This window comes from Luteibacter sp. 329MFSha (assembly GCF_900111665.1).
GTDB lineage: Bacteria > Pseudomonadota > Gammaproteobacteria > Xanthomonadales > Rhodanobacteraceae > Luteibacter.
Window position 1 is genome coordinate 89,454 of the sequence record NZ_FOJE01000004.1, and the last position, 20,132, is coordinate 109,585.

The 20,132-nt window shown below is 67.6% G+C and carries 18 protein-coding genes; 12 read left to right on the top strand and 6 right to left on the bottom strand.

Features of this window, described 5'->3' with window-relative positions; translation table 11 throughout:
- Positions 1-87: 87 nt before the first annotated feature.
- From hslV to rbsB, 9 genes are all read left to right on the top strand, one after another.
- Positions 88-621, top strand: coding sequence for an ATP-dependent protease subunit HslV (gene hslV / locus BMW54_RS16015; RefSeq protein WP_029213542.1), 534 nt, complete (start codon positions 88-90; stop codon positions 619-621).
- Between the two features lie 4 nt (positions 622-625).
- Positions 626-1,963, top strand: coding sequence for an ATP-dependent protease ATPase subunit HslU (gene hslU, locus BMW54_RS16020; protein ID WP_090058044.1), 1,338 nt, complete (start codon positions 626-628; stop codon positions 1,961-1,963).
- 39 nt (positions 1,964-2,002) lie between these two features.
- Positions 2,003-2,620 (top strand): hypothetical protein, encoded by a 618-nt coding sequence (locus BMW54_RS16025; RefSeq protein WP_090058045.1) that lies wholly within the window; start codon positions 2,003-2,005, stop codon positions 2,618-2,620.
- 70 nt (positions 2,621-2,690) lie between these two features.
- The gene (locus BMW54_RS16030; protein WP_090058048.1) at positions 2,691-3,038 is read left to right on the top strand and encodes a gamma-butyrobetaine hydroxylase family protein; all 348 of its coding nucleotides are present in this window, start codon (positions 2,691-2,693) and stop codon (positions 3,036-3,038) included.
- 114 nt (positions 3,039-3,152) lie between these two features.
- On the top strand, positions 3,153-4,049 hold the full coding sequence (rbsK, locus tag BMW54_RS16035) for a ribokinase (protein ID WP_090058050.1): 897 nt from the start codon (positions 3,153-3,155) through the stop codon (positions 4,047-4,049).
- A complete protein-coding gene (gene rbsD, locus BMW54_RS16040) occupies positions 4,046-4,444 on the top strand; it encodes a D-ribose pyranase (RefSeq protein ID WP_090058052.1) in 399 nt (132 codons plus the stop codon). The genes rbsK and rbsD overlap by 4 nt, the downstream gene beginning before the upstream one ends.
- Complete coding sequence (locus tag BMW54_RS16045; RefSeq protein ID WP_090058055.1) at positions 4,444-5,925, top strand: sugar ABC transporter ATP-binding protein; 1,482 nt, start codon at positions 4,444-4,446, stop codon at positions 5,923-5,925. The genes rbsD and BMW54_RS16045 overlap by 1 nt, the downstream gene beginning before the upstream one ends.
- Position 5,926: 1 nt before the next feature.
- The gene (locus tag BMW54_RS16050; RefSeq protein WP_090058057.1) at positions 5,927-6,871 is read left to right on the top strand and encodes an ABC transporter permease subunit; all 945 of its coding nucleotides are present in this window, start codon (positions 5,927-5,929) and stop codon (positions 6,869-6,871) included.
- A gap of 17 nt (positions 6,872-6,888) precedes the next feature.
- Complete coding sequence (gene rbsB, locus BMW54_RS16055) at positions 6,889-7,824, top strand: ribose ABC transporter substrate-binding protein RbsB (protein WP_090058059.1); 936 nt, start codon at positions 6,889-6,891, stop codon at positions 7,822-7,824.
- A 104-nt stretch (positions 7,825-7,928) separates the two neighbouring features.
- Here rbsB and BMW54_RS16060 read toward each other — a convergent pair whose 3' ends face one another.
- A complete protein-coding gene (locus BMW54_RS16060; protein WP_090058061.1) occupies positions 7,929-10,430 on the bottom strand; it encodes an FtsK/SpoIIIE family DNA translocase in 2,502 nt (833 codons plus the stop codon).
- Positions 10,431-10,609: 179 nt separating this feature from the next.
- Positions 10,610-11,404 (bottom strand): SDR family NAD(P)-dependent oxidoreductase, encoded by a 795-nt coding sequence (locus BMW54_RS16065; protein WP_090058063.1) that lies wholly within the window; start codon positions 11,402-11,404, stop codon positions 10,610-10,612.
- A 79-nt stretch (positions 11,405-11,483) separates the two neighbouring features.
- Here BMW54_RS16065 and BMW54_RS16070 point away from each other — a divergent pair, with 79 nt between their 5' ends.
- Positions 11,484-11,933 carry a winged helix-turn-helix transcriptional regulator gene (locus tag BMW54_RS16070; protein WP_090058066.1) on the top strand — a complete coding sequence of 150 codons (450 nt, stop codon included), beginning with the start codon at positions 11,484-11,486 and terminating at the stop codon, positions 11,931-11,933.
- A gap of 6 nt (positions 11,934-11,939) precedes the next feature.
- On the opposite strand, the gene BMW54_RS16075 is transcribed toward BMW54_RS16070, so the two are convergent.
- Positions 11,940-13,121, bottom strand: coding sequence for an MBL fold metallo-hydrolase (locus tag BMW54_RS16075; protein WP_217642666.1), 1,182 nt, complete (start codon positions 13,119-13,121; stop codon positions 11,940-11,942).
- A gap of 111 nt (positions 13,122-13,232) precedes the next feature.
- The gene (locus tag BMW54_RS16080) at positions 13,233-14,285 is read right to left on the bottom strand and encodes an NAD(P)-dependent alcohol dehydrogenase (RefSeq protein WP_090058067.1); all 1,053 of its coding nucleotides are present in this window, start codon (positions 14,283-14,285) and stop codon (positions 13,233-13,235) included.
- Positions 14,286-14,383: 98 nt separating this feature from the next.
- Here BMW54_RS16080 and BMW54_RS16085 point away from each other — a divergent pair, with 98 nt between their 5' ends.
- Both BMW54_RS16085 and BMW54_RS16090 read left to right on the top strand, forming a co-directional pair.
- Positions 14,384-15,280 (top strand): LysR family transcriptional regulator, encoded by an 897-nt coding sequence (locus tag BMW54_RS16085; RefSeq protein WP_090058069.1) that lies wholly within the window; start codon positions 14,384-14,386, stop codon positions 15,278-15,280.
- 159 nt (positions 15,281-15,439) lie between these two features.
- Complete coding sequence (locus BMW54_RS16090; RefSeq protein WP_090058070.1) at positions 15,440-16,666, top strand: MFS transporter; 1,227 nt, start codon at positions 15,440-15,442, stop codon at positions 16,664-16,666.
- 329 nt (positions 16,667-16,995) lie between these two features.
- Here BMW54_RS16090 and mnmE read toward each other — a convergent pair whose 3' ends face one another.
- On the bottom strand, positions 16,996-18,336 hold the full coding sequence (mnmE, locus tag BMW54_RS16095; protein WP_090058072.1) for a tRNA uridine-5-carboxymethylaminomethyl(34) synthesis GTPase MnmE: 1,341 nt from the start codon (positions 18,334-18,336) through the stop codon (positions 16,996-16,998).
- A gap of 51 nt (positions 18,337-18,387) precedes the next feature.
- Positions 18,388-20,082, bottom strand: coding sequence for a membrane protein insertase YidC (gene yidC, locus BMW54_RS16100; protein ID WP_090058073.1), 1,695 nt, complete (start codon positions 20,080-20,082; stop codon positions 18,388-18,390).
- Positions 20,083-20,132: the final 50 nt, after the last annotated feature.

A 20,132-nucleotide genomic window follows, 5' to 3' on the forward strand; every position in this document is an offset into this window, starting at 1 on the left:
CATCTCCCACCCCCAACCATCCCTCCCTTTGGTTCACCCGCACCCATCCCCACCTAACTTGTTCCCCAAATGGAACGAGAGCCCCCCATGGAACCGATGCATGCCACGACCATCGTCTGCGTCCGCCGCGACGGCAAGGTCGTCATCGGCAGTGACGGACAGGTCACCCTCGGCAATACCGTGATGAAGGCCAACGCCCGCAAGGTGCGCCGCCTCGGCAAGGGCGATGTCCTGGCCGGGTTCGCCGGCGCGACGGCCGACGCCTTCACCCTGTTCGAGCTGTTCGAGGAGAAGCTGGTCAAGCACGGCGGCAACCTCACCCGCTCGGCCGTGGAAATGGCCAAGGAATGGCGTACGGACCGCCGCCTGGGCCGCCTCGAGGCCATGCTGGCCGTGGCCGACAAGGAAGCCTCCCTGCTGATCTCGGGCAACGGCGACGTGCTGGAGCCGGAGCACGGGCTGATCGCGATCGGCTCGGGTGGCCCCTATGCCCAGTCGGCCGCCTTGGCCCTGATGGAGAACACCGACCTCGATGCGCGCACGATCGTGGAAAAAGCGCTGAAGATCGCCGGCGATATCTGCATCTACACCAATCACAACTATTCGATCGAAGAGCTCTGAGCCGATGTCTGAACTCACTCCCCGCGAGATCGTCAACGAACTCGACCGCTACATCATCGGGCAGCACGACGCCAAGCGCGCCGTGGCCATCGCGCTGCGCAACCGCTGGCGCCGCATGCAGCTGGACCCGGCGATGCGTGACGAAGTCACGCCGAAGAACATCCTCATGATCGGTCCCACCGGCGTGGGCAAGACGGAGATCGCCCGCCGCCTCGCCACGCTGGCGAACGCGCCGTTCGTGAAGGTCGAAGCCACGAAGTTCACCGAAGTGGGCTATGTCGGCAAGGATGTGGAGTCGATCATTCGCGATCTTGCCGATGTCTCCTACAAGCTCGTTCGCGAGCACGCCAAGGGCCGGGTCCGCAGCCAGGCCGAGGACGCGGCCGAGGACCGCCTGCTCGACGCGCTCCTGCCGCGCCGCCAGGCCAGCGGCTGGGATGACACCGGCAGCGGCGCGCCCGCCATCGACAGCGACACCCGCCAGAAGCTGCGCAAGCAGTTGCGCGAAGGCGCCCTCGACGATCGCGAGATCGAGCTCGACTTCGCCATGAACGTGGGCGTGGAGATCATGACGCCGCCGGGCATGGAGGAGATGAGCCAGCAGCTGGGCAAGATGTTCCAGAACCTCGGCGGGCAGAAGTCCCAGCGCCGCAAGATGACGATCCGGCAGGCCCGGCCCATGCTGGTCGAGGAAGAGGCCGGCAAGCTCCTCAACGATGAGGAACTGCGCGCGCGCGCCGTCGACAGCGCTGAGCAGAACGGCATCGTCTTCATCGACGAGATCGACAAGGTCGCCCAGCGTTCGGAGTGGGGCGGCGCCGGCGTCAGCCGCGAGGGGGTGCAGCGCGACCTGCTGCCGCTGGTGGAAGGCTCCACGGTGTCCACGAAGTACGGTCCCATCAAGACCGACCACATCCTGTTCATCGCCTCGGGCGCCTTCTCGCTGGCGAAACCGTCCGACCTGATCCCCGAGCTACAGGGTCGCCTGCCGATCCGCGTCGAGCTGAGCGCGCTGTCGGTGGACGACTTCAAGCGCATCCTCCGCGAGCCGAACAACGCCCTGACCAAGCAATATGTTGCGCTGCTCAATACGGAGGGCGTGACGCTGGAGTTCACCGAGTCGGGCATCGACCGCCTCGCCGACGTGGCCTTCCAGGTCAACGAGCGCACCGAAAACATCGGCGCGCGCCGCCTGCACACGGTCATGGAGCGCCTCCTGGAGCGCATCTCCTTCGAAGCGGCCGACAAATCCGGCGAAAAGTACGACATCGACGCCGATTACGTCGACAAAAACCTGTCGTCGCTGGTCAAGGACGAGGACCTGAGCCGTTACATCCTCTGAACACCGGGATGGGCCCCCTCTGCTAAACTATTGAACGATATGGGCAAGGTAATTCAACTTAAAACGAGCGGTCAGCGAGCCAGCCTGCGCGAAGCACAGGAAAGCGGTCAGCTGGTGCGTCTGTGGCGCGACGAACTCGAGCACGGCAGCTTCTGCGGCTATGTCGGCGGAGTGGGTCGCGAGTTCTTCCTGCTGTGGGTCGTCGGTGACGGCGTGAGCTATGACGGCATGTACGTCATGCGGCATCGCGACATCTCCGAATTCGAGGCGCCGGACAAACATGCCGGCTTCCTCGAGAAGGCGCTCGCGCTGAAGGGCATCCACCCGACGCCGCCCGCCGACTTCCCGCTCGACGACATCAACCAGGTCGTCCAGGCGGCGGCCGCGCATGCGCCGGTGATCGGCGTCCACGTCGACAGCGAAGACGAGGCCGAGGTCTGCTACATCGGCCGCGTCGTCAGCGTGGAAGAGGAAGGCTTCAACATGCAGGAGATCACTCCCGACGCGGAATGGCTGCGCGAGCCGTCGTTCTTCTCGTGGGACGAGATCTCCACCATCAGCATGGAAGACGCCTACGCCACGGCCCTTCTGGCGGTCGCGGGCGATCCGCCGCCGCTGGAGCAGGGCTCGGGCGACGGCTTCGGCCGCGCGCATTAATCCTCGAAGGTAGGGGCGCCCCCGCGCGCTCCTGCGATCCATTGCTTCCCGCGCCAAGACCTCCGGCCCCATGCCCCGTCCCACCGATATCGTCCTGCACTCCGCCTCGCGCGTCCTCGAAGTGACGTTCGACAACGGCGAGCGCTTCCGCCTTCCGTGCGAATACCTCCGGGTCAACTCCCCCAGCGCCGAAGTGCAGGGGCATGGTCCCGGCCAGAAGGTACTGGTGCACGGCAAGCGCGACGTGAACATCACCGCCCTCGATCCCACCGGCCACTACGGCGTGCTGATCCACTTCGACGACGGCCACGCCAGCGGCATCTTCGGCTGGGACATGCTCCATGCCATGGGGCGCAACTACGAAACGTCGTGGGCCGCCTATCTCGCCGAGCTCGAATCGAAAGGTCTCTCCCGCTAGTGGAAAGCACGCGCATGAAAGCTTCGTGCGCGCGCAGGGCGTATATTTGCCCGCCACCCACATCCACCAGCGAACGACGGATGTCCCGCAAGCCCGTTCCGGAGCCAGAGCAGCATGACGCGAATCGTCGTCGTCGGTAGCATCAACATGGACCTGGTCACCCTTGCACCGCGCTTCCCCGACCCGGGCGAAACGCTGACCGGCGACCGCTTCCTCACCATTCCCGGCGGCAAGGGCGCGAACCAGGCGGTCGCCGCCGCGCGTCTCGGCGCCACCGTGTCGATGGTCGGCTGCATCGGCGACGACGCCTTCGGCGACCAGCTCTACGACGGCCTCGTCGCCGAAGGAATCGACGTCACGCACGTCGCCCGCATCGACGGGATCGGCAGCGGCACCGCGTCGATCACGGTGGCCGGCGGCGAGAACACCATCGTCGTCGTGCCCGCGGCCAACGGTCGCGTCACGCCGGCGCAGGTCGAAGCCGCCCGCGCGATCATCCGCGAGGCCGACGCTGTGCTGGTGCAGCTGGAGATCCCGCTCGACGCGGTCGAGGCCACGCTGCGCATCGCCGAAGAAGAAAGCACACCCGTCATTCTCAATCCCGCACCCGCGCAGCGCCTGCCGGTCGAGTGGCTCTCCCGCGTGCGCTTTTTGACGCCGAACGAGCACGAGCTGGCGCTGGTGCTCGGCGCTGGCGACGACGTCGACTTCCGCGAACTCATGCGCCGCGCTCCCTGCCCGGTCGTGCTGACGCGCGGATCGGACGGCGCCTGGTTCCGCGATGGCGACGACGAACCGCGGCACCAGCCGGGCTTCCGCGTGGAAGCCGTGGACAGCACCGGCGCGGGAGACACGTTCAACGCCGCCCTCGCGGTGTACCTCGCCGAGGGGCTCGACGTCGCCGTCCGCAAGGCCTGCGCCACCGCCGCGATCGCCGTATCGCGACTCGGCGCCCAGGGCGGCATGCCGCGCGCCGACGAAGTGACGGCTTTCCTGGAGACACATGCATGAGACGCACCGGGCTGCTGCACGCCGAACTCAACCGCGTGATCGCGGCCATGGGACACACCGACACGCTGGTGATCGGCGACGTCGGACTGCCGGTGCCGCCCGGCGTGCCGTGCATCGACCTCGCCGTGCTGCCAGGCACGCCGTCGTTCGCCGCGGTGTTCGATGCGATCTACGCCGAACTCGCGGTGGAACGGGCGACGCTCGCGCACGAGATCCACGGCTTCAACAAGGCGCTGGAGTCGCTCGCCGACCGGCTGCGGGCGGATGGCGTGGGTGTGGACGAAGTCTCGCACGACGATTTCAAGCGCCTCTGCGCCCGCGCGGCGGCGGTGGTGCGTACCGGTGAGACCTCGCCTTACTCGAACATCATCCTGCATGCCGGCGTGACCTTCTGATGAGCACGCCACTCGTCACCATGCGGGACATCCACAAGGCCTTCGGGCCGGTGAAGGTGCTCGAAGGCGTCGACTTCGAGCTGCTCCCCGGCGAAGTGCATGCGCTGATGGGCGAGAACGGCGCCGGCAAGTCCACGCTGATGAAGATCCTCACGGGGATCTACGCGCCGGACTCCGGCACCGTGGAAGTGGACGGCAAGGCCGTATCCATCACGACACCCGCGGATGCCGAGAAGTACGGCATCGCGATCATCCATCAGGAACTGAACCTGATCCCCGCGCTCTCCATCGCGGACAACCTCTTCCTCGGCCGTGAGATCCAGCGCTTCGGCCTGCTCGACCACCGCGCGATGACAAAGCGCGCGCTGGAATGGCTGGCGCGCGTCGGCATGGAGCGCCTCGATCCCACGACGAAGATCGAACGCCTCTCCGTCGGCCAGCAGCAGATGGTGGAGATCGCCCGCGCGCTCGGCCAGAACGCGCGCGTGCTGATCATGGACGAGCCGACCGCGGCGCTGACGGAGCACGAGACCAACGTGCTCTTCAAATTGATCCGCGACCTGCGCGACCAGGGCACCGGCATCGTCTACGTGTCGCATCGCATGGAAGAGATCTTCGCGCTATGCGACCGCATCTCGATCCTGCGCGACGGCAAGTTCGTGGGCACGCGTCCCGTCCCGGGACTCGCCTTCGACGAGGTGGTGAAGATGATGGTCGGGCGCACGCTCGACGCCCGCTTCCCCACGCGCACGCCGAACATCGGCGCGGTGCGGCTGAAGGTCGATCACGTGACTGGCGGCATCGTGCAGGACGTCAGCTTCGAGCTGCACGCCGGCGAAGTCCTCGGCGTCGCCGGCCTGCTCGGTGCGGGCCGCACCGAAATGGCGCGACTGCTCTTCGGCCTCGACAAGCTGGAGCACGGTACCGTCACGCTGGACGGCAAGGTCATCACGCCGAAGTCTCCCAGCGAAGCGATTCATTCCGGTTTCGGCTTCGTCACCGAGGATCGCAAGGCGCAGGGTCTCGTGCTCGACATGAGCCTGCGCGAGAACGTCAGCCTGCCGCGCGTCCCCGCGCATGCCGGCCTGATCGACCGCCCGGGCGAGAAGAAACAGACGCGCGGCCTCATCGACGCGCTGAAGATACGCACGCGCGACATGGAGCTCGACGTCCGCGCGCTGTCCGGCGGCAACCAGCAGAAGGTCGTGCTGGCCAAATGGCTGGCGCTCAAGCCGCGCGTGCTCATCCTCGACGAGCCCACGCGCGGCGTCGACGTCGGCGGCAAGGCCGAGATCTACCACATCATCAACCAACTCGCGGAGCAGGGCGTGGCCATCCTCATGATTTCCTCGGAGCTGCCGGAGGTCCTCGCCATGAGCGACCGCATCCTGGTGATGCACGAAGGTCGTGCGACCGGACTGCTCGAAGCCCACGGCGCCACCCAGGAAGCCGTGATGACCGCCGCGACCGGAGGCAAGTGACATGACGCTCCAACTCAACTGGAGCCGCGCCGCGACGCTCCTGCAACGCCTCGGTTCGGTCATCGGCCTGATCCTGCTGTTCATCGTGCTGTCGGTGATGAGCCCGGACTTCCTGACCACGGGCAACCTGCTCACCGTGCTTCGCCAGGTGTCGATCAACGCGCTGATCGCCTTCGGCATGACGTTCGTGATCCTTTCCGGTGGCATCGACCTCTCCGTCGGCGCGATCCTCGCGCTCACGGGCGCCGTCACCGCGGGCCTGATGGCGGCGGGACACGGCATCGTGCTCGCCGCGGGCGCCGGCCTGCTGCTCGGCCTCGTGCTCGGCATCATCAACGGCGCGCTGGTGTCGTGGGGCAAGGTGGCACCCTTCATCGCCACGCTCGGCACGCTCACGCTGCTGCGCGGCGTGACGCTGTCGTACACGCAGGGCAGTCCGATCCCCGTGACGAACGGCAGCTTCGCGCTGCTCGGCGGCGGTTACGTCGCGAACCTCGTTCCGCTGCCGGTGATCTGGATGTTCATCGCCTTCGTCGTCTGCGGCTTCCTGCTGCGCGGCACGGTGTTCGGCCGCCACGTCGTCGCCATCGGCGGCAACGAGGAAGCCGCGCGCCTGTCCGGCGTGCGCATCGCGCCGATGAAGCTGGCGATCTACGGACTGTCGGGCCTGCTCTCCGCCTTCGCCGGCGTCGTGCTGACCTCGCGCCTGTATTCCGCGCAGGCCACGGCCGGCGCCGGCTACGAGCTCGACGCGATCGCCGCGGTCGTGCTGGGCGGTACCAGCCTCGCGGGCGGCCGCGGCTGGCTCTTCGGCACGCTCGTCGGCGCGCTGCTCATCGGCTTCCTGAACAACGGCCTGAACCTGCTGGGCGTAAGCTCGTTCTATCAGCAGATCGTCAAGGGTATCGTCATCCTGATCGCCGTCCTGCTGGACCGGCGGCAGTAATCCCACGAGGACACACCATGCGTAAACTCACTTTCCTCGCCGCCGCCGCGGCCACGCTCCTCGCCGCCTGCTCGCAGCAGGGTCCGGGCGAATCCGCTCCCGCGACCGCCGGCACGGCCGGTGGCGCCGCGTCGTCCGGTACGCCGGTCGTCGGCCTGGCGCTGTCGACGCAGAACAACCCGTTCTTCGTCGAACTCAAGGACGGCGCGCAGAAGGCCGCCAAGGACGCCGGCGTGCAGCTCGTCGTCGTCGATGCGCAGGACGATCCGGCCCGCCAGATCTCCAGCGTGGAAGACCTGATCCAGAAGCGCGTCTCGGTCATCCTTCTCAACCCGACCGATTCGTCCGCGCTCGCCGGCGCGGTGCAGTCCGCGCAGCGCGCGAACATTCCCGTGATCACGCTCGACCGCGGCGTCGACGGTGCCGAAGTCGCCTCGCACATCGCGTCCGACAACGTCGCCGGCGGCAAGATGGCGGCCGACTTCCTCGCCAAGGCGCTCGGCGGCAAGGGCAACATCATCGAGCTGCAGGGCGTGGCCGGCACCTCGGCGGCGCGCGAGCGCGGCAAGGGCTTCGACGACGAAGTCGCCACCACGGGCATGAAGATCGTCGCGCAGCAGCCGGCGAACTTCGATCGCGCGCAGGGCCTTTCGGTGAGCGAGAACCTGCTCCAGGGCAACCCGGATGTCCAGGCGATCTTCGCGCAGAACGACGAGATGGCCCTCGGCGCGGTGCAGGCCCTGGCCGGCAAGAACAAGAAAGTGCTCGTCGTCGGCTTCGACGGCACGCCCGACGGCAAGACAGCCGTGGCGAACGGCACGCTCGCCGCCACCGTGGCACAGCAGCCGGAAGAGATCGGCAAGCTCGGCGTCGACACGGCGAAGAAGCTCATCGACAAGCAGCCGGTCGAGAAGTCGATCGCTGTGCCGCTGAAGCTCCTGACGAAGGAATAACGACCCGGCCTTCCGACGCGTCGATCGCCGATACGATCGGCTCCCACCCCTTCGGTAGCAACGCGGCTACTGGAAGGGTGGGAGCCGATCGTATCGGCGATCGATCAGTCCTGCGGCCCCGGCGCGATCACCTCGCGCTGCCCGTTGATGCCCATCGACGACACGAGCCCCGCGGCTTCCATCGCCTCGACGAGGCGCGCCGCGCGGTTGTAGCCGATGCGAAACTGGCGCTGCACGAACGAGATCGACGCGCGGCGCGAGCGCAGCACGAACGCGGCCGCCTCGTCGTAGAGCGGATCGAGTTCCGCGTCGATGCCCTCGTCGCCCGGTTCGCCCTCGACGGCTTCGCCCGGCGGCCCGGCGAGGATTTCGTCCTTGTAATCCGGCTCGCCGAACTGCTTCAGCCACGCCACGATGCGGTGCACTTCCTCGTCGGCGACGAACGCGCCGTGGATGCGCTGCGGGTAACCCGTACCCGGCGGCAGGAACAGCATGTCGCCCTGGCCGAGCAGGCTCTCGGCGCCCATCTGGTCGAGGATGGTGCGTGAGTCGATCTTCGACGAGACCTGGAACGCGACACGCGTCGGGATGTTCGCCTTGATCAGACCCGTGATGACGTCGACGGAGGGACGCTGCGTCGCGAGGATGAGATGGATGCCCGCGGCGCGCGCCTTCTGCGCGAGGCGTGCGATCAGCTCTTCGATCTTCTTGCCCGCGACCATCATGAGGTCGGCGAGTTCGTCGATGACAACGACGATCATCGGCAGCGTGTCGAGATGCTCGGGCACTTCCGGATGCGCGGGGAACGGATTGAACAGCGGCTTGCCCGCGGCGCGCGCTTCGCGGACCTTCTGGTTGTAACCGGCGAGATTGCGCACGCGCAGGTCTGACATGACCTTGTAGCGATTCTCCATCTCCGCGACGCACCAGTTGAGCGCGTTCGCGGCGAGCTTCATGTCGGTGACCACGGGCGCCAGCAGGTGCGGAATGCCTTCGTACACCGAAAGCTCCAGCATCTTCGGGTCGATCATGATCATGCGGACGTCTTCGGGCGTCGCCTTGTAGAGCATCGACAGGATCATCCCGTTCACCGCGACGGACTTGCCCGAGCCCGTCGTGCCCGCGACCAGCATGTGCGGCGCCTTCGCCAGATCGGCCACCACCGGCTCGCCCGTGATGCCCTTGCCCATGGCGAGCGTCAGCAGCGAATCGGAATCGCGATACTCGTGCGAGTCGAGGATCTCCGACAACGCGATCATCTGGCGCTGCTCGTTCGGCAGCTCGAGGCCCATGCAGGTCTTGCCGGGAATCGTCTCGACCACGCGGATGGACGACCGTCCGAGGCCGCGCGCCAGGTCCTTCATCAGCGCGACGATCTGGTTGCCGCGCACGCCGACGGCCGGCTCGACCTCGTAGCGCGTGATGACCGGGCCGGCCGAGGCACCGACGACCTGCACCGGCACCTTGAACTCGCGCAGACGCTGCTCGATGAGTTCGCCGGTCTCGGCGAGTTCGGAATCGGAGATGATTGCGAGCGCGTCGTGACGTGCGCCGGCCAGCAGGGACACCGGCGGCAGCGTCGCCGCGTTCGGGTTGCCCGCGCGCAAGGGGCGCACCGGCGTCAGCGTGACCGTGCGCGGCGGTTCGACGACCGATTCGTCGTTCGCCGCGATCGCGAAGCGCGAAACGGGTTTCACCGGGGGCGGCGGGGGAACGGCGGGCGTCTCGTCGGCGGGCGCCACGATGTCGATCGGCGGCGGCAGATCGGGCACCGTGAGCGATTCTCGCGGCGCGACGTCCACGCCGGCGGCGACAGCGTTCGTGGCGACCGGTCGGGTCGCGGCCGGCGACATGGCCATGGCCGGCTGTGGACCGACGCCTGCCATCGGGGGCGCGACGGGCGGTGCCACCGCCGGCTCGGTCGGCGTCGACGCGCGCGGCGCCAGCCATGGTTCGCGGATCACCGTATCGGGTCGCGCGCGATGACGCGGCGGCACGGGCGTCGTCACCGAGGGGCGGACCGCAGGCGTCGCGGGTTCGGTGCGCGGCGCTTCGGTGCGCATGGCAACGGCGGAAGCGGCGGGTCGCTTCGCGGGCGTCTTTTCGCGCGGTCGGCGCCGTGCCGGCGCGCGGTCTGCCCGACGCACGGCGGCAGCGGGGCGGCGCCCCGTCACGCGGCTCGCGGAGCGTGAGAACAGCCGGCGCGTGCCTTCGATGGCCAGCGCGCCGATCGGTTCGAGCAGGCCGTTCGTCCGTGCGAGGAACGACGACCACGACACGCCGAGGTACCACGGCAGCGCCACGGCGAACACGACGATCGCCGCGAGCGTGGTCGCGGCGCCGCCCGGGAACGCGGTGAAGACACCCGCGAGCCAACGGCACACGGCGGCGCCGACGGTCGGATCGTCGGTGTAGTGGGAGACGACCAGTCCTTCGAGCGTCGCGCTCGACAACAGCACGAGCACGAAGCCCGCCCAGAAGCGAATCGCACCCGGGCCCATGGTCGGCGGACGGCGCCGGCGGACGAGCGCGGCGGCGAGGCGCCAGAACAGGGGAAGCAACCAGAGGGTGGACAGCCCGAAGGCGGCGAACACGAAAGAAAGCATGCCGAACCGCGAGAACCTAGCGAGTCCGACAGTTTACCGCGCATTCGTACGCGGCGAAGCAGAACATGCCGCTAAGCAGCTGTTGACGTTCACAACGCACCGTTCCGCTGTGGGAGCGGACCTGGCCGCGACGCTCTTCGCGCATCGCGACCAGTTCCGCTCCTACGACGCGTGGACGATCAGCCGCGATAGCGCGGCGCCACGTCCTTGCGCGAGAGGTTCGGGCCCATCACGAGGCGCGAATACTCGTACGCCTTGTACTGGTTCTCGTCCTGCAGCGGCGGGATGGTGACCACTTCGCCACGGTCGTAACCGAGCAGCGCGGCGTCGACGAGATCGTGGGTGTCCATGACCATGCCCGGAAGCAGCGCGTCGACGTCCTTGCCCGACTTCTCCCAGATTTCCGAACGGGTCGCGCCCGGCAGCACGGCCTGCACACGGACGTTCTTCGTCGGCAGCTTCGCGGCGAGGCTGAGGCTCAGGTTGAGGAGGTGGGCCTTGGAGCCGCTGTAGACGCCGTCGAACGCTTCCGGTGCGAACGCCAGCACCGAGGCGATGTTGATGATGCCGCCCTTGTCGCGGGCGACGAACGCCTTCGCGGCGGCACCCGTCAGCAGGGTCGGCGCGAGGATGTTGACCGTCACGATGCGCTCGAGGTTCTCGCTGCCGTTCTCGAGCAGGCTGCCGTCGAGCGAGATGCCGGCGTTGTTGACCAGCAGGGTGATCGACGCGTCTTCCGCGAGGCGACGCTCGACGGCGGCGATGTCGGCGCGGTCGCTCAGGTCGGCGCGGAGCACCTCGACCTTGCGGCCGGTGCGGTCGTGGATCTTCTTCGCGACGGACTCGAGACGGTCGACGCGGCGCGCGGCCAGGATCAGGTCGTAACCGCGGTCGGCCAGGCGCTCCGCGTAGAGCTCGCCGATGCCCGACGAAGCGCCGGTGACGAGGGCCGTGCCTTTGGTTTCAGTGCTCATGGGGGTGACTCCGTATGGTAGGTTGCAAAGTGATATCGACTACGTTGCCATACGATAGTGACTCGACTATCATAATGCAATGGACATCGACAGACTTTCTTCGGGCACCTGCGCCATCTCCCGCGGTCTCGCTCTGGTGGGAGACGCGTGGAGCGCGCTCATCCTTCGCGACGCCAGTCGCGGCATGACCCAGTTCGACCAGTTCCGCACCAGCCTGGGCATCGCGCCGAACATCCTGTCCCGTCGATTGAAGGCCCTCACCGAAGCCGGCGTATTGGAGAAGCGCCGCTATAGCGAGCGCCCCCCGCGCGACGAATACGTCCTCACGGACGCCGGGCGCGACTTCATCCCCGTCCTCGCCGCGATGGGCGAATGGGGTCGTCGTTACAACGGAGGCGGACAGGCGCTGTCGCACCTCGTCGACGAGTCGACGGGTGCACCGGTGCGCGCGCTCGTGGTCGACGAAGCGTCGGGGCGGCCGTTGCGCGAGGTTCCGATGCGCCTCGTCATGCCTGACGAGGCCACCTGATTCACTTCAGGGGCAGCGCGGCACGTCGAACAGGTGTCGCGGGTCGCCGTCGCGCGAGGCGACGATCGGATGCTGGGCGCCCGTGAACCAGTGCTGCGCCGGCCACCAGCGGGCCACCGCCGGATGCGTGGTCGGCTCCACGGCCTGGCCGGGCTCCGGCACCAGGACGTCCACGCCGCGGCAACGCGCGGCGGCGAGGATCCGTTCGGGCGGCTCGGTCCACGCATGGTGGGCGAGCTTGATGAGTCCCCAGTGCACGGGAATCAGCGTGCGACCACGCACCTGTTCGTGCACGAGCACGGCCTGCTCCGGACCGAGGTGCCAGTCGGGCCACTGCGGATCGTACTGGCCCGACTCGATCAGCGTGACATCGAACGGGCCGAAGGCGGTGCCGACATCCGCGAACGTGGCATTGAGGCCGGTGTCTCCGGAATAGAACGCGCGATGCGCCGGTCCGACGATCGCGTAGCCCGTCCATAGCGTCTGATCGCTTTGCGCGGAAAGCCGTCCGGACGCATGGCGCGACGGCGTCGACACGACGCGCACGCCACCGACGGTGGTTTCCTGCCACCAGTCGAGTTCGGTGATGCGATCTTCGGGCACGCCCCAGCCACGAAGGTGAGCACCGATACCCAGCGGCACCACGAAGCGGACGCCGCGCGCGTTCAACGCCTGGACGGACGCGCGGTCCAGGTGATCGTAGTGATCGTGCGAGATCACCACCGCGTCGACACGCGGCAGATGGTCGATCGGCACGGGCGGTTCGTACCAGCGCTTCGGACCGAGCCAGGGGAAGGGCGACGCGCGCTCGCTCCACAACGGATCGACGACGATGTTCACGCCGTCGATTTCGAGCAGCATCGAGGAGTGACCGAACCATGTGACGCGCAGGCCGCTCGCGGGCGGCGTGGCGTACAGCGCCGACGAGTCCTTCGTGGGTACCGGCGCATCGGGCTCTTCGCCCGGCGCGGACTCGAAGATCTGCAGGATGCCGCCCTTGAGGTTGCTGTACATCGGCAACGGGTTGGCGAACTGACCGCCATGCCATTGCGGCGAGGCGTGGTACCGGCTCGCGTTGTCGCCGTCGGGGCGTTTGCCGATGTTCGGCCATGCCGATGCGGCCGCGAACGCGAGGAAGGCCACCAGCACGGCGGCGAGCAGGGCGAGGATGCGGAGGAAGCGCTTCACGCGTCGACGATAGCCTTTCGCACCGGCTAAGTCATCGCTCCCACCCGAGCCAGCGACATCGCTACCTTCGGGTGGGAACGCGTTTACGCGCGAACGGTCTGACTCAGGGCATCAACCCTTCGGCATCGTCGCCATGTCGATCACGAAGCGGTAGCGCACGTCGTTCTTCACCAGGCGCTCGTACGTCTCGTTGATCGAGGCCATGTCGACCATCTCGATGTCCGACACGATGTTGTGCTTGGCGCAGAAATCCATCATCTCCTGCGTCTCGGCCATGCCGCCGATGGCGGAGCCGGCGATCGTGCGGCGCGGGAGCATCAGGCTGCCGCCGGCGAACGCGTCGATCGGCGTGAGGGCACCGACCAGCACCATCGTGCCGTCGAGCTTAAGGAGCGCGACGTACGGCGCGACGTCATGCGACACCGGAATGGTGTTGAGCAGGAAGTCGAAGCTCGCCGCTTCCTTCGCCATCGCGTCGGCGTCCTTCGACACCAGCACGGCGTCGGCGCCGAGGCGTTTCGCGTCCGCACCCTTGGCTTCCGAGGTGGTGATCATCGTGACGTGCGCGCCCATCGCCTTGGCGAACTTCACGCCCATGTGGCCGAGACCGCCGAGGCCGATGATGCCGACCTTCTGGCCCTTGCCGACCTTCCAGTGACGCAGAGGCGAGTACGTGGTGATGCCCGCGCAAAGCAGCGGTGCGGTCGCCTTGAGGTCGAGCTTCTTGGAGATCTTCACCACGAAGCGCTCCTCGACCACGATGTCGGTCGAATAGCCGCCCTGCGTCGGCGTGGTCTTGTCCTGTTCGGTGCCGTTGTACGTGAAGCTGGTATGGACCAGGCAATACTGCTCGAGGTCCTTCTTGCACGACTCGCATTCGCGGCACGAGTCGACCATGCAGCCGACGCCGGCATAGTCGCCGACCTTGAGCTTCTTCACCGCGGAGCCGACGGCCTTCACGCGGCCGACGATCTCGTGGCCCGGAACCATGGGGAACGTGGAATTGCCCCAGTCGCCCTTGGCCTGGTGGAGATCGGAGTGGCAGACGCCGCTGTAGAGGATTTCGATGTGGACATCGTGCGCGCCGACGTCGCGGCGGCTGATCTTGAACGGCGCGAGCGGCTTCGTCGCGTCCGTGGCGGCATACGCGTGGACTTCGAACATGGGGAGTCTCCTCTGCTAAGGCCGGGAACAATAACGCTCAACAATCCCGCCCGCCAACGGGGATTTCGCGATGAATCGTTGAGGTATCCTTGATAATCATGCGACCGGACAACCTCTCCCATCTCGCCGCCTTCGCCTCCGTGGCCCGCCACGCGAGCTTCCGCAAGGCCGGCGCGGAGCTGACCCTCACCACCTCGGCGATCAGCTACGCGATCCGCAGTCTGGAAGAACGGCTCGGCGTCGTCTTGTTTCATCGCACGACGCGGAGCGTGTCGCTGACCGAGGCGGGCCAGCGGCTCCTCGAGCGGCTGGAGCCCGCGCTGTTCGACGTCGGCGAGGCGCTGGAGGAAATGAACAATTTTCGCGCCACCCCCGCGGGCACCCTGCGCGTGAACATGCCCCGCGTCGCGGCCCAACTGCTCATGCCGGCGCTGTTGCCGCGCTTCCTGGCGCGCTACCCGGACATCCATTTCGAGGCCGTCGACAACGACGGGCTCATCGACATCGTGGCATCCGGCTTCGACGCGGGCATCCGCTTCCACGAGCACGTGCCCGAGGACATGATCGCGGTGCCGATGGGGGGACAGCAGCAGGGTGCGTGCGTCGCCTCGCCGGACCACATCGCGAAGCACGGCGTGCCCATGCATCCGAACGACCTGTTCCAGCACGACTGCATCCGCTTCCGCTTTCCGAGCGGGCGGCTCTACAAATGGGAATTCGAGCAAGGACCGAAGAAGCTCGAGCTCGACGTCCGCGGTCGGGTCACCTTCGGCGACCTGCGCCTGGCGCTCGACGCGGCCATGGCCGGCATCGGCTACACGCTCGTGCTGGAAGATCAGGTGACCGAGCTGGTCGCCGCGGGCCGACTGGTCAGGGTGCTCGAGGACTGGTGTCCGCCGTATCCCGGGTTCGTGCTCTATTACCCGAGGCAGAGGCGTGTCACCTCGGCGCTGCGGGCGTTCATCGAGTTTGTGCGGGACGAAAACGCGGCATAGCCGTCCGTAGGAGCGGACCTGGCCGCGATCGGGTGCTCGCGGCAACCTCCATCGCGGCCAGGTCCGCTCCAACAGACGTGGCACGTAAGCCGTGACGGGCGTATCCTGATTCCATGCTGCGCCGCACCACGGCCGCGCCCCACCTTCCCGAGTCCCGCCATGTCAGCACACGCCCCCGCGCCCGCCACGGGTCTGCCGCCTGTTCGCGCCCCCCATGTCGGCCTGGTCATCCTGGCCCTGGCCATCGGCGGCTTCGCCATCGGCACGACCGAATTCGCCTCCATGAGCATGCTGCCCCTGTTCGCGCAGGGCCTCGGCATCGACGCGCCGACCGCGGGTCACGCGATCAGCGCCTATGCACTCGGCGTCGTGGTCGGCGCGCCGATCATGACGGTGCTCGGCGCGCGCGTGCCGCGGCGCCGCCTGCTCATCGTCCTCATGGCGATGTTCACCGTCTTCAACGGTCTGACCGGCCTGTCGCCGAACTACCACTGGATGCTGGTGTTCCGCTTCCTCGCCGGCCTGCCGCACGGCGCGTACTTCGGCGTCGCGGCGCTCGTCGCGTCGTCGCTGGTGCCGCCGAACCGGCGCACGCGCGCGGTCGGCCAGATGTTCCTGGGACTCACGTTCGCCACCGTCGTCGGCGTGCCGCTGGCGAGCTGGCTGGGCCAGGCCGTCGGCTGGCGCTGGGCGTTCGCGCTCGTGGCCGTGCTCGGTGTCGCCACGATGACCGCGGTGGCGATCTACGCGCCGGAAGTGCCGGCGGACAAGGACGCCAGCCCGCTGCGCGAACTCGGCGCGCTGAAGCGTTCGCAGGTCTGGCTCACGCTGGCCATCGGCGCGATCGGCTTCGGCGGGATGTTCGCGGTGTACACGTACCTCGCGGACATCCTGATCGCCGTGACGCACATGCCGCTACACACCGTGCCCTGGGTCATCGGCATCTTCGGTGTCGGCCTCACCGCGGGCAACATGGTCGTGCCGGCGTTCGCCGATCGCGCGCTCATGCCGACCGCCGGCGGACTGCTCCTCTGGAGCATGGTGATGCTCGCGCTGTTTCCCTTCGCCGCGGGCAACGTCTGGACGCTCGGCCTCGATGTCTTCTTCATCGGCATCGGCGGCGCGCTCGGCACGGTGTTGCAGACGCGCCTGATGGACGTGGCCGGCGATGCGCAGGGCCTGGCCGCGTCGCTCAACCATTCCGCGTTCAACACGGCGAACGCACTCGGACCCTTCCTGGGCGGCCTCGCGATCGCGCACGGTTACGGCTGGACGTCGCCCGGCTGGGTCGGCGCGCTGCTCGCCATCGGCGGTCTCGTCATCTGGGCCGCGTCGATGGCGGCCGAGCGGCGCCGTCCGGCGCTGGTCGCTGAAACCTGCGTCTGACGCGGTCCGGCAGAACGCCGCATACGTAGGAGCGCGCCCTGCGCGCGACAGCCTTTCGCGCGGAGCGCCAGGGCCTGTTGCGCATGGTCCCAAAACATGTCGCGCGCAGGGCGCGCTCCTACCGGACTCGAGTCCGTTATTTCCCAATACAGAACGAACTGAAGATCGCGCCGAGCAGGTCGTCCGACGAAGAGGCACCGGTCGGGCACACGGCATACGTAGGAGCGCGCCCTGCGCGCGACAGCCTTTCGCGCGGAGCGCCAGGGCCTGTTGCGCATGGCCCCAAAACATGTCGCGCGCAGGGCGCGCTCCTACCGGATTCGCGTCCGTTATTTACCGATACAGAACGAACTGAAGATCGCGCCGAGCAGGTCGTCCGAAGAATAGGCGCCGGTCACCTCGCCGAGCGCCTGCTGCGCGTGACGCAGCTCTTCGGCGGCGAGTTCGCCGGCATGACTGCCATGCAGCGCGTCCGCCGTGCGTTTCAGATGATCGCGCACCTGTTCGAGCGCCACGACGTGGCGCCGCCGTGCGCTGAAGGCACCATCGCCCGCACCCGCCGTGGCGAGATCGCGCAGGATCGCGCGCAAGGCATCGAGACCGTCGCCCGTTCGCGCCGAAAGCCATAACGTGTCGTGGCCGTCGCGCTGCGCGCGATGCGCCGTGGCCTGCGCGAGATCGATCTTGTTGATCACGACGATGCGGTTCGCCTGCGCGGGCGTGCCTTCGAAGAAGGCGAGATCGTCGCGTGCATGCGCTTCGTCGGTGACGAGCAGCGCGACGTCGCAGCGTTCGAGTTGCGCACGCGCACGACGGATACCTTCCCGTTCGACCACATCATCGGAATCGCGCAGTCCCGCGGTATCCGCGAGTTCGAGCGTCGCGCCGTCGATGGTTACCGTTTCGCGCAGCACGTCGCGCGTGGTGCCGGCGATGTCGGTGACGATCGCGCGCTCCTGACCCGCGAGTGCGTTGAGCAGGCTCGATTTGCCGGCGTTCGGGCGGCCTACGATGGCGACGGCGATGCCGTCGTTCAAGCGAACGCCACGCCGGGTCTCCACGAGCAGCGCGTCGAGGTTCGCGCGCAGCGTGGCGAGGTTCGCACCGATGACGGGGTCGGCGAGGAAGTCGATTTCCTCCTCGGGGAAATCGATGGCGGCTTCGATATGCACGCGCAGGGCGATGAGCTCGGCGAGCAGCTCGTCCACGCGCGCGGAGAACACGCCTTCCATCGAACGCAACGCGGCGCGCGCGCCGGCCTCCGAGGTCGCCGCGACGACATCGGCCACGGCCTCGGCTTGGGCGAGATCGAGCTTGCCGTTGAGGAACGCCCGCTCGGTGAATTCGCCGGGACGCGCGAGGCGCGCGCCGAGGACGATCGCGCGACGGAGCAGGGCGTCGAGTAGCACCGCGCTGCCGTGCCCCTGCAGTTCGAGCACGTGCTCGCCCGTGTACGAATGCGGACCGGGAAAATAGAGAAGGATGCCGCGGTCGATCAGTTCGCCGTCGCCATCGCGGAACGCCGCGAAGTGCGCATGTCGCGGGCTCGGGTCGCGACCGAGGAGCGCCCGCGCGATGTCGCCCGCTTTCGGGCCCGAGATGCGCACGGCCCCGACACCGGCCGCGCCGGCGCCGGTGGCGATGGCCGCGATGGTGTCGTCGTGTGTCATGGGCGAGGTTCCAAAGCGAAGCGGCGCGTCTTTCGACGCGCCGCCCGGTGTTTAAGCCGTCTTGGCCTTGATGTCGGCCCGATCGACGCTGCGGTTGATCCACCACTGCTGGAGCAGGCTGGTGGCACCGTTGACCGTCCAGTAGAGCACCAGGCCCGACGGGAAGAAGGCGAAGAAGACACCGAAGATCAGCGGCATCACCTTCATCATCTTGGCCTGCGTCGGATCCATGCCGGCGGTCGGCATCATGCGCTGCGTGAGCAGCGTGACCAGGAAGTAGAGCACCGGCAGCACGTAGAACGGATCCGGTGCCGAGAGATCGTGGATCCAGCCGAAGAACGGCGCCTGGCGCAGCTCGATCGATTCCGACAGCACGCGGAGCAGGCCGATGAAGATCGGGAAGGTGATCAGGATGGGCAGGCAGCCCGCCATCGGATTGACCTTCTCCTTCTTGTACAGCTCCATCATGGCCTGCTGCATCTTCATGCGATCGTCGCCATAGCGCTCCTTGAGCGCCTGGACGCGAGGCTGAAGCTTGCGCATGCGCGCGCCCGAACGGAACTGGGCGTCGGTGAGCTTGAACAGCGCGGCCTTGATCAGAAGCACGAGCAGGATGATCGCCACGCCCCAGTTGCCGCTGATCGCATGCAGCTGCGAGAGCAACCAGTGCAGCGGCTGCGCGATGATCGTGAGCCAGCCGTAGTTGGCCGTGAGCTCGAGGCCGGGCGCGATGACATCGAGCGTGCCCTGGAGCTTAGGACCGACATAGAGGCGCGCGACGCTGTCGGCGGCCTGGCCGGGCGCGACCGAGATCGACGGACCGAACGCGCGCACGAGGTAGCGCGGCGTCGTGGAATTCGGATCGATGATCGTGCTGCTGTACGTGACGCTCTGGTCCGCCGGCGGAATCCACGCGACGAAGAAGTAATGCTGCTGCATGCTCACCCAGCCGCCGGTGATCTGGCGGTTGACCGGCTTCTTCGCGAAGTCCGTGAACGGGAGCGATTCGAACTTGTTCTCCGGGCTGTACCACGCGGCGCCGAAGAAGCTGTGCTGCGCCGGATCGGTATAGGCCTTGAACCAGTTCACCTTCTCGGCCGGCACGCGCTGCAGCTGCTGGTACGCGTTGCCCGTCCAGGCGACGCTCGAACCGTTCTCGACGCGCTGGTCGAGATCGACGACGTAGTCGGTCCGCTTGAGCGTGTAACGCTTCGTCACCTTCACGCCCGAGGGATCGGTCCAGACCATGTCGAGGCTGACCGACTTCTCGCCATCGGCGAGCACCGCCTCGGTCTTCTCGGCGCGGAAGAGGGCGCGATGGTCGGGCGCGGCGCCCGTATTGCTGACGAGGCCATCCTGCGCGGCGAAGTAGTGCTGCGCGCTGTCGTCGAGCAGCCGCGCCGGCGGCGGCGTCGGGTTTTTCTTGGTCGCCGGTTCGGCCGGGTAGGCGAGGAGCTCCGAGCGGACGATGCTGCCGCCGCGCGTGTCGATCGTCAGGCGAAGGACGTCGTTCGACAGCGTGACCAGCTCGGCCTTGCCTTCGACCGGCGCCGTGCCTTCGTTCGGCACGCTCGCCGGAGCGGCGGCGCCCGGCACGCTGGTATCGGCGTTCGGCTTGGCGGCATCGGTCTGCGCGGCGGGCGTCGGGGCGGCCGGCTGGGGGCCGTAATCCTTCTCCCATTCGGTCCACAGCAGGTACGCCACGAACATGAGCGCGAAGAAGAGAAGCGTGCGCGTTTGATTCATTGCTTAGGCCAGATCCGAATGGCGCCCCGGCGCGGGACCGGGAAAGGCGG

Excerpts from the sequence above, each read along its gene's own strand:
- hslV (WP_029213542.1), top strand. The coding sequence starts at position 88 with ATGGAACCGATGCATGCCACGACCATCGTCTGCGTCCGCCGCGACGGC.
- hslU (WP_090058044.1), top strand. The coding sequence starts at position 626 with ATGTCTGAACTCACTCCCCGCGAGATCGTCAACGAACTCGACCGCTAC.
- BMW54_RS16025 (WP_090058045.1), top strand. The coding sequence starts at position 2,003 with ATGGGCAAGGTAATTCAACTTAAAACGAGCGGTCAGCGAGCCAGCCTG.
- BMW54_RS16030 (WP_090058048.1), top strand. The coding sequence starts at position 2,691 with ATGCCCCGTCCCACCGATATCGTCCTGCACTCCGCCTCGCGCGTCCTC.
- rbsK (WP_090058050.1), top strand. The coding sequence starts at position 3,153 with ATGACGCGAATCGTCGTCGTCGGTAGCATCAACATGGACCTGGTCACC.
- rbsD (WP_090058052.1), top strand. The coding sequence starts at position 4,046 with ATGAGACGCACCGGGCTGCTGCACGCCGAACTCAACCGCGTGATCGCG.
- BMW54_RS16045 (WP_090058055.1), top strand. The coding sequence starts at position 4,444 with ATGAGCACGCCACTCGTCACCATGCGGGACATCCACAAGGCCTTCGGG.
- BMW54_RS16050 (WP_090058057.1), top strand. The coding sequence starts at position 5,927 with ATGACGCTCCAACTCAACTGGAGCCGCGCCGCGACGCTCCTGCAACGC.
- rbsB (WP_090058059.1), top strand. The coding sequence starts at position 6,889 with ATGCGTAAACTCACTTTCCTCGCCGCCGCCGCGGCCACGCTCCTCGCC.
- BMW54_RS16060 (WP_090058061.1), bottom strand. The coding sequence starts at position 10,430 with ATGCTTTCTTTCGTGTTCGCCGCCTTCGGGCTGTCCACCCTCTGGTTG.
- BMW54_RS16065 (WP_090058063.1), bottom strand. The coding sequence starts at position 11,404 with ATGAGCACTGAAACCAAAGGCACGGCCCTCGTCACCGGCGCTTCGTCG.
- BMW54_RS16070 (WP_090058066.1), top strand. The coding sequence starts at position 11,484 with ATGGACATCGACAGACTTTCTTCGGGCACCTGCGCCATCTCCCGCGGT.
- BMW54_RS16080 (WP_090058067.1), bottom strand. The coding sequence starts at position 14,285 with ATGTTCGAAGTCCACGCGTATGCCGCCACGGACGCGACGAAGCCGCTC.
- BMW54_RS16085 (WP_090058069.1), top strand. The coding sequence starts at position 14,384 with ATGCGACCGGACAACCTCTCCCATCTCGCCGCCTTCGCCTCCGTGGCC.
- BMW54_RS16090 (WP_090058070.1), top strand. The coding sequence starts at position 15,440 with ATGTCAGCACACGCCCCCGCGCCCGCCACGGGTCTGCCGCCTGTTCGC.
- mnmE (WP_090058072.1), bottom strand. The coding sequence starts at position 18,336 with ATGACACACGACGACACCATCGCGGCCATCGCCACCGGCGCCGGCGCG.
- yidC (WP_090058073.1), bottom strand. The coding sequence starts at position 20,082 with ATGAATCAAACGCGCACGCTTCTCTTCTTCGCGCTCATGTTCGTGGCG.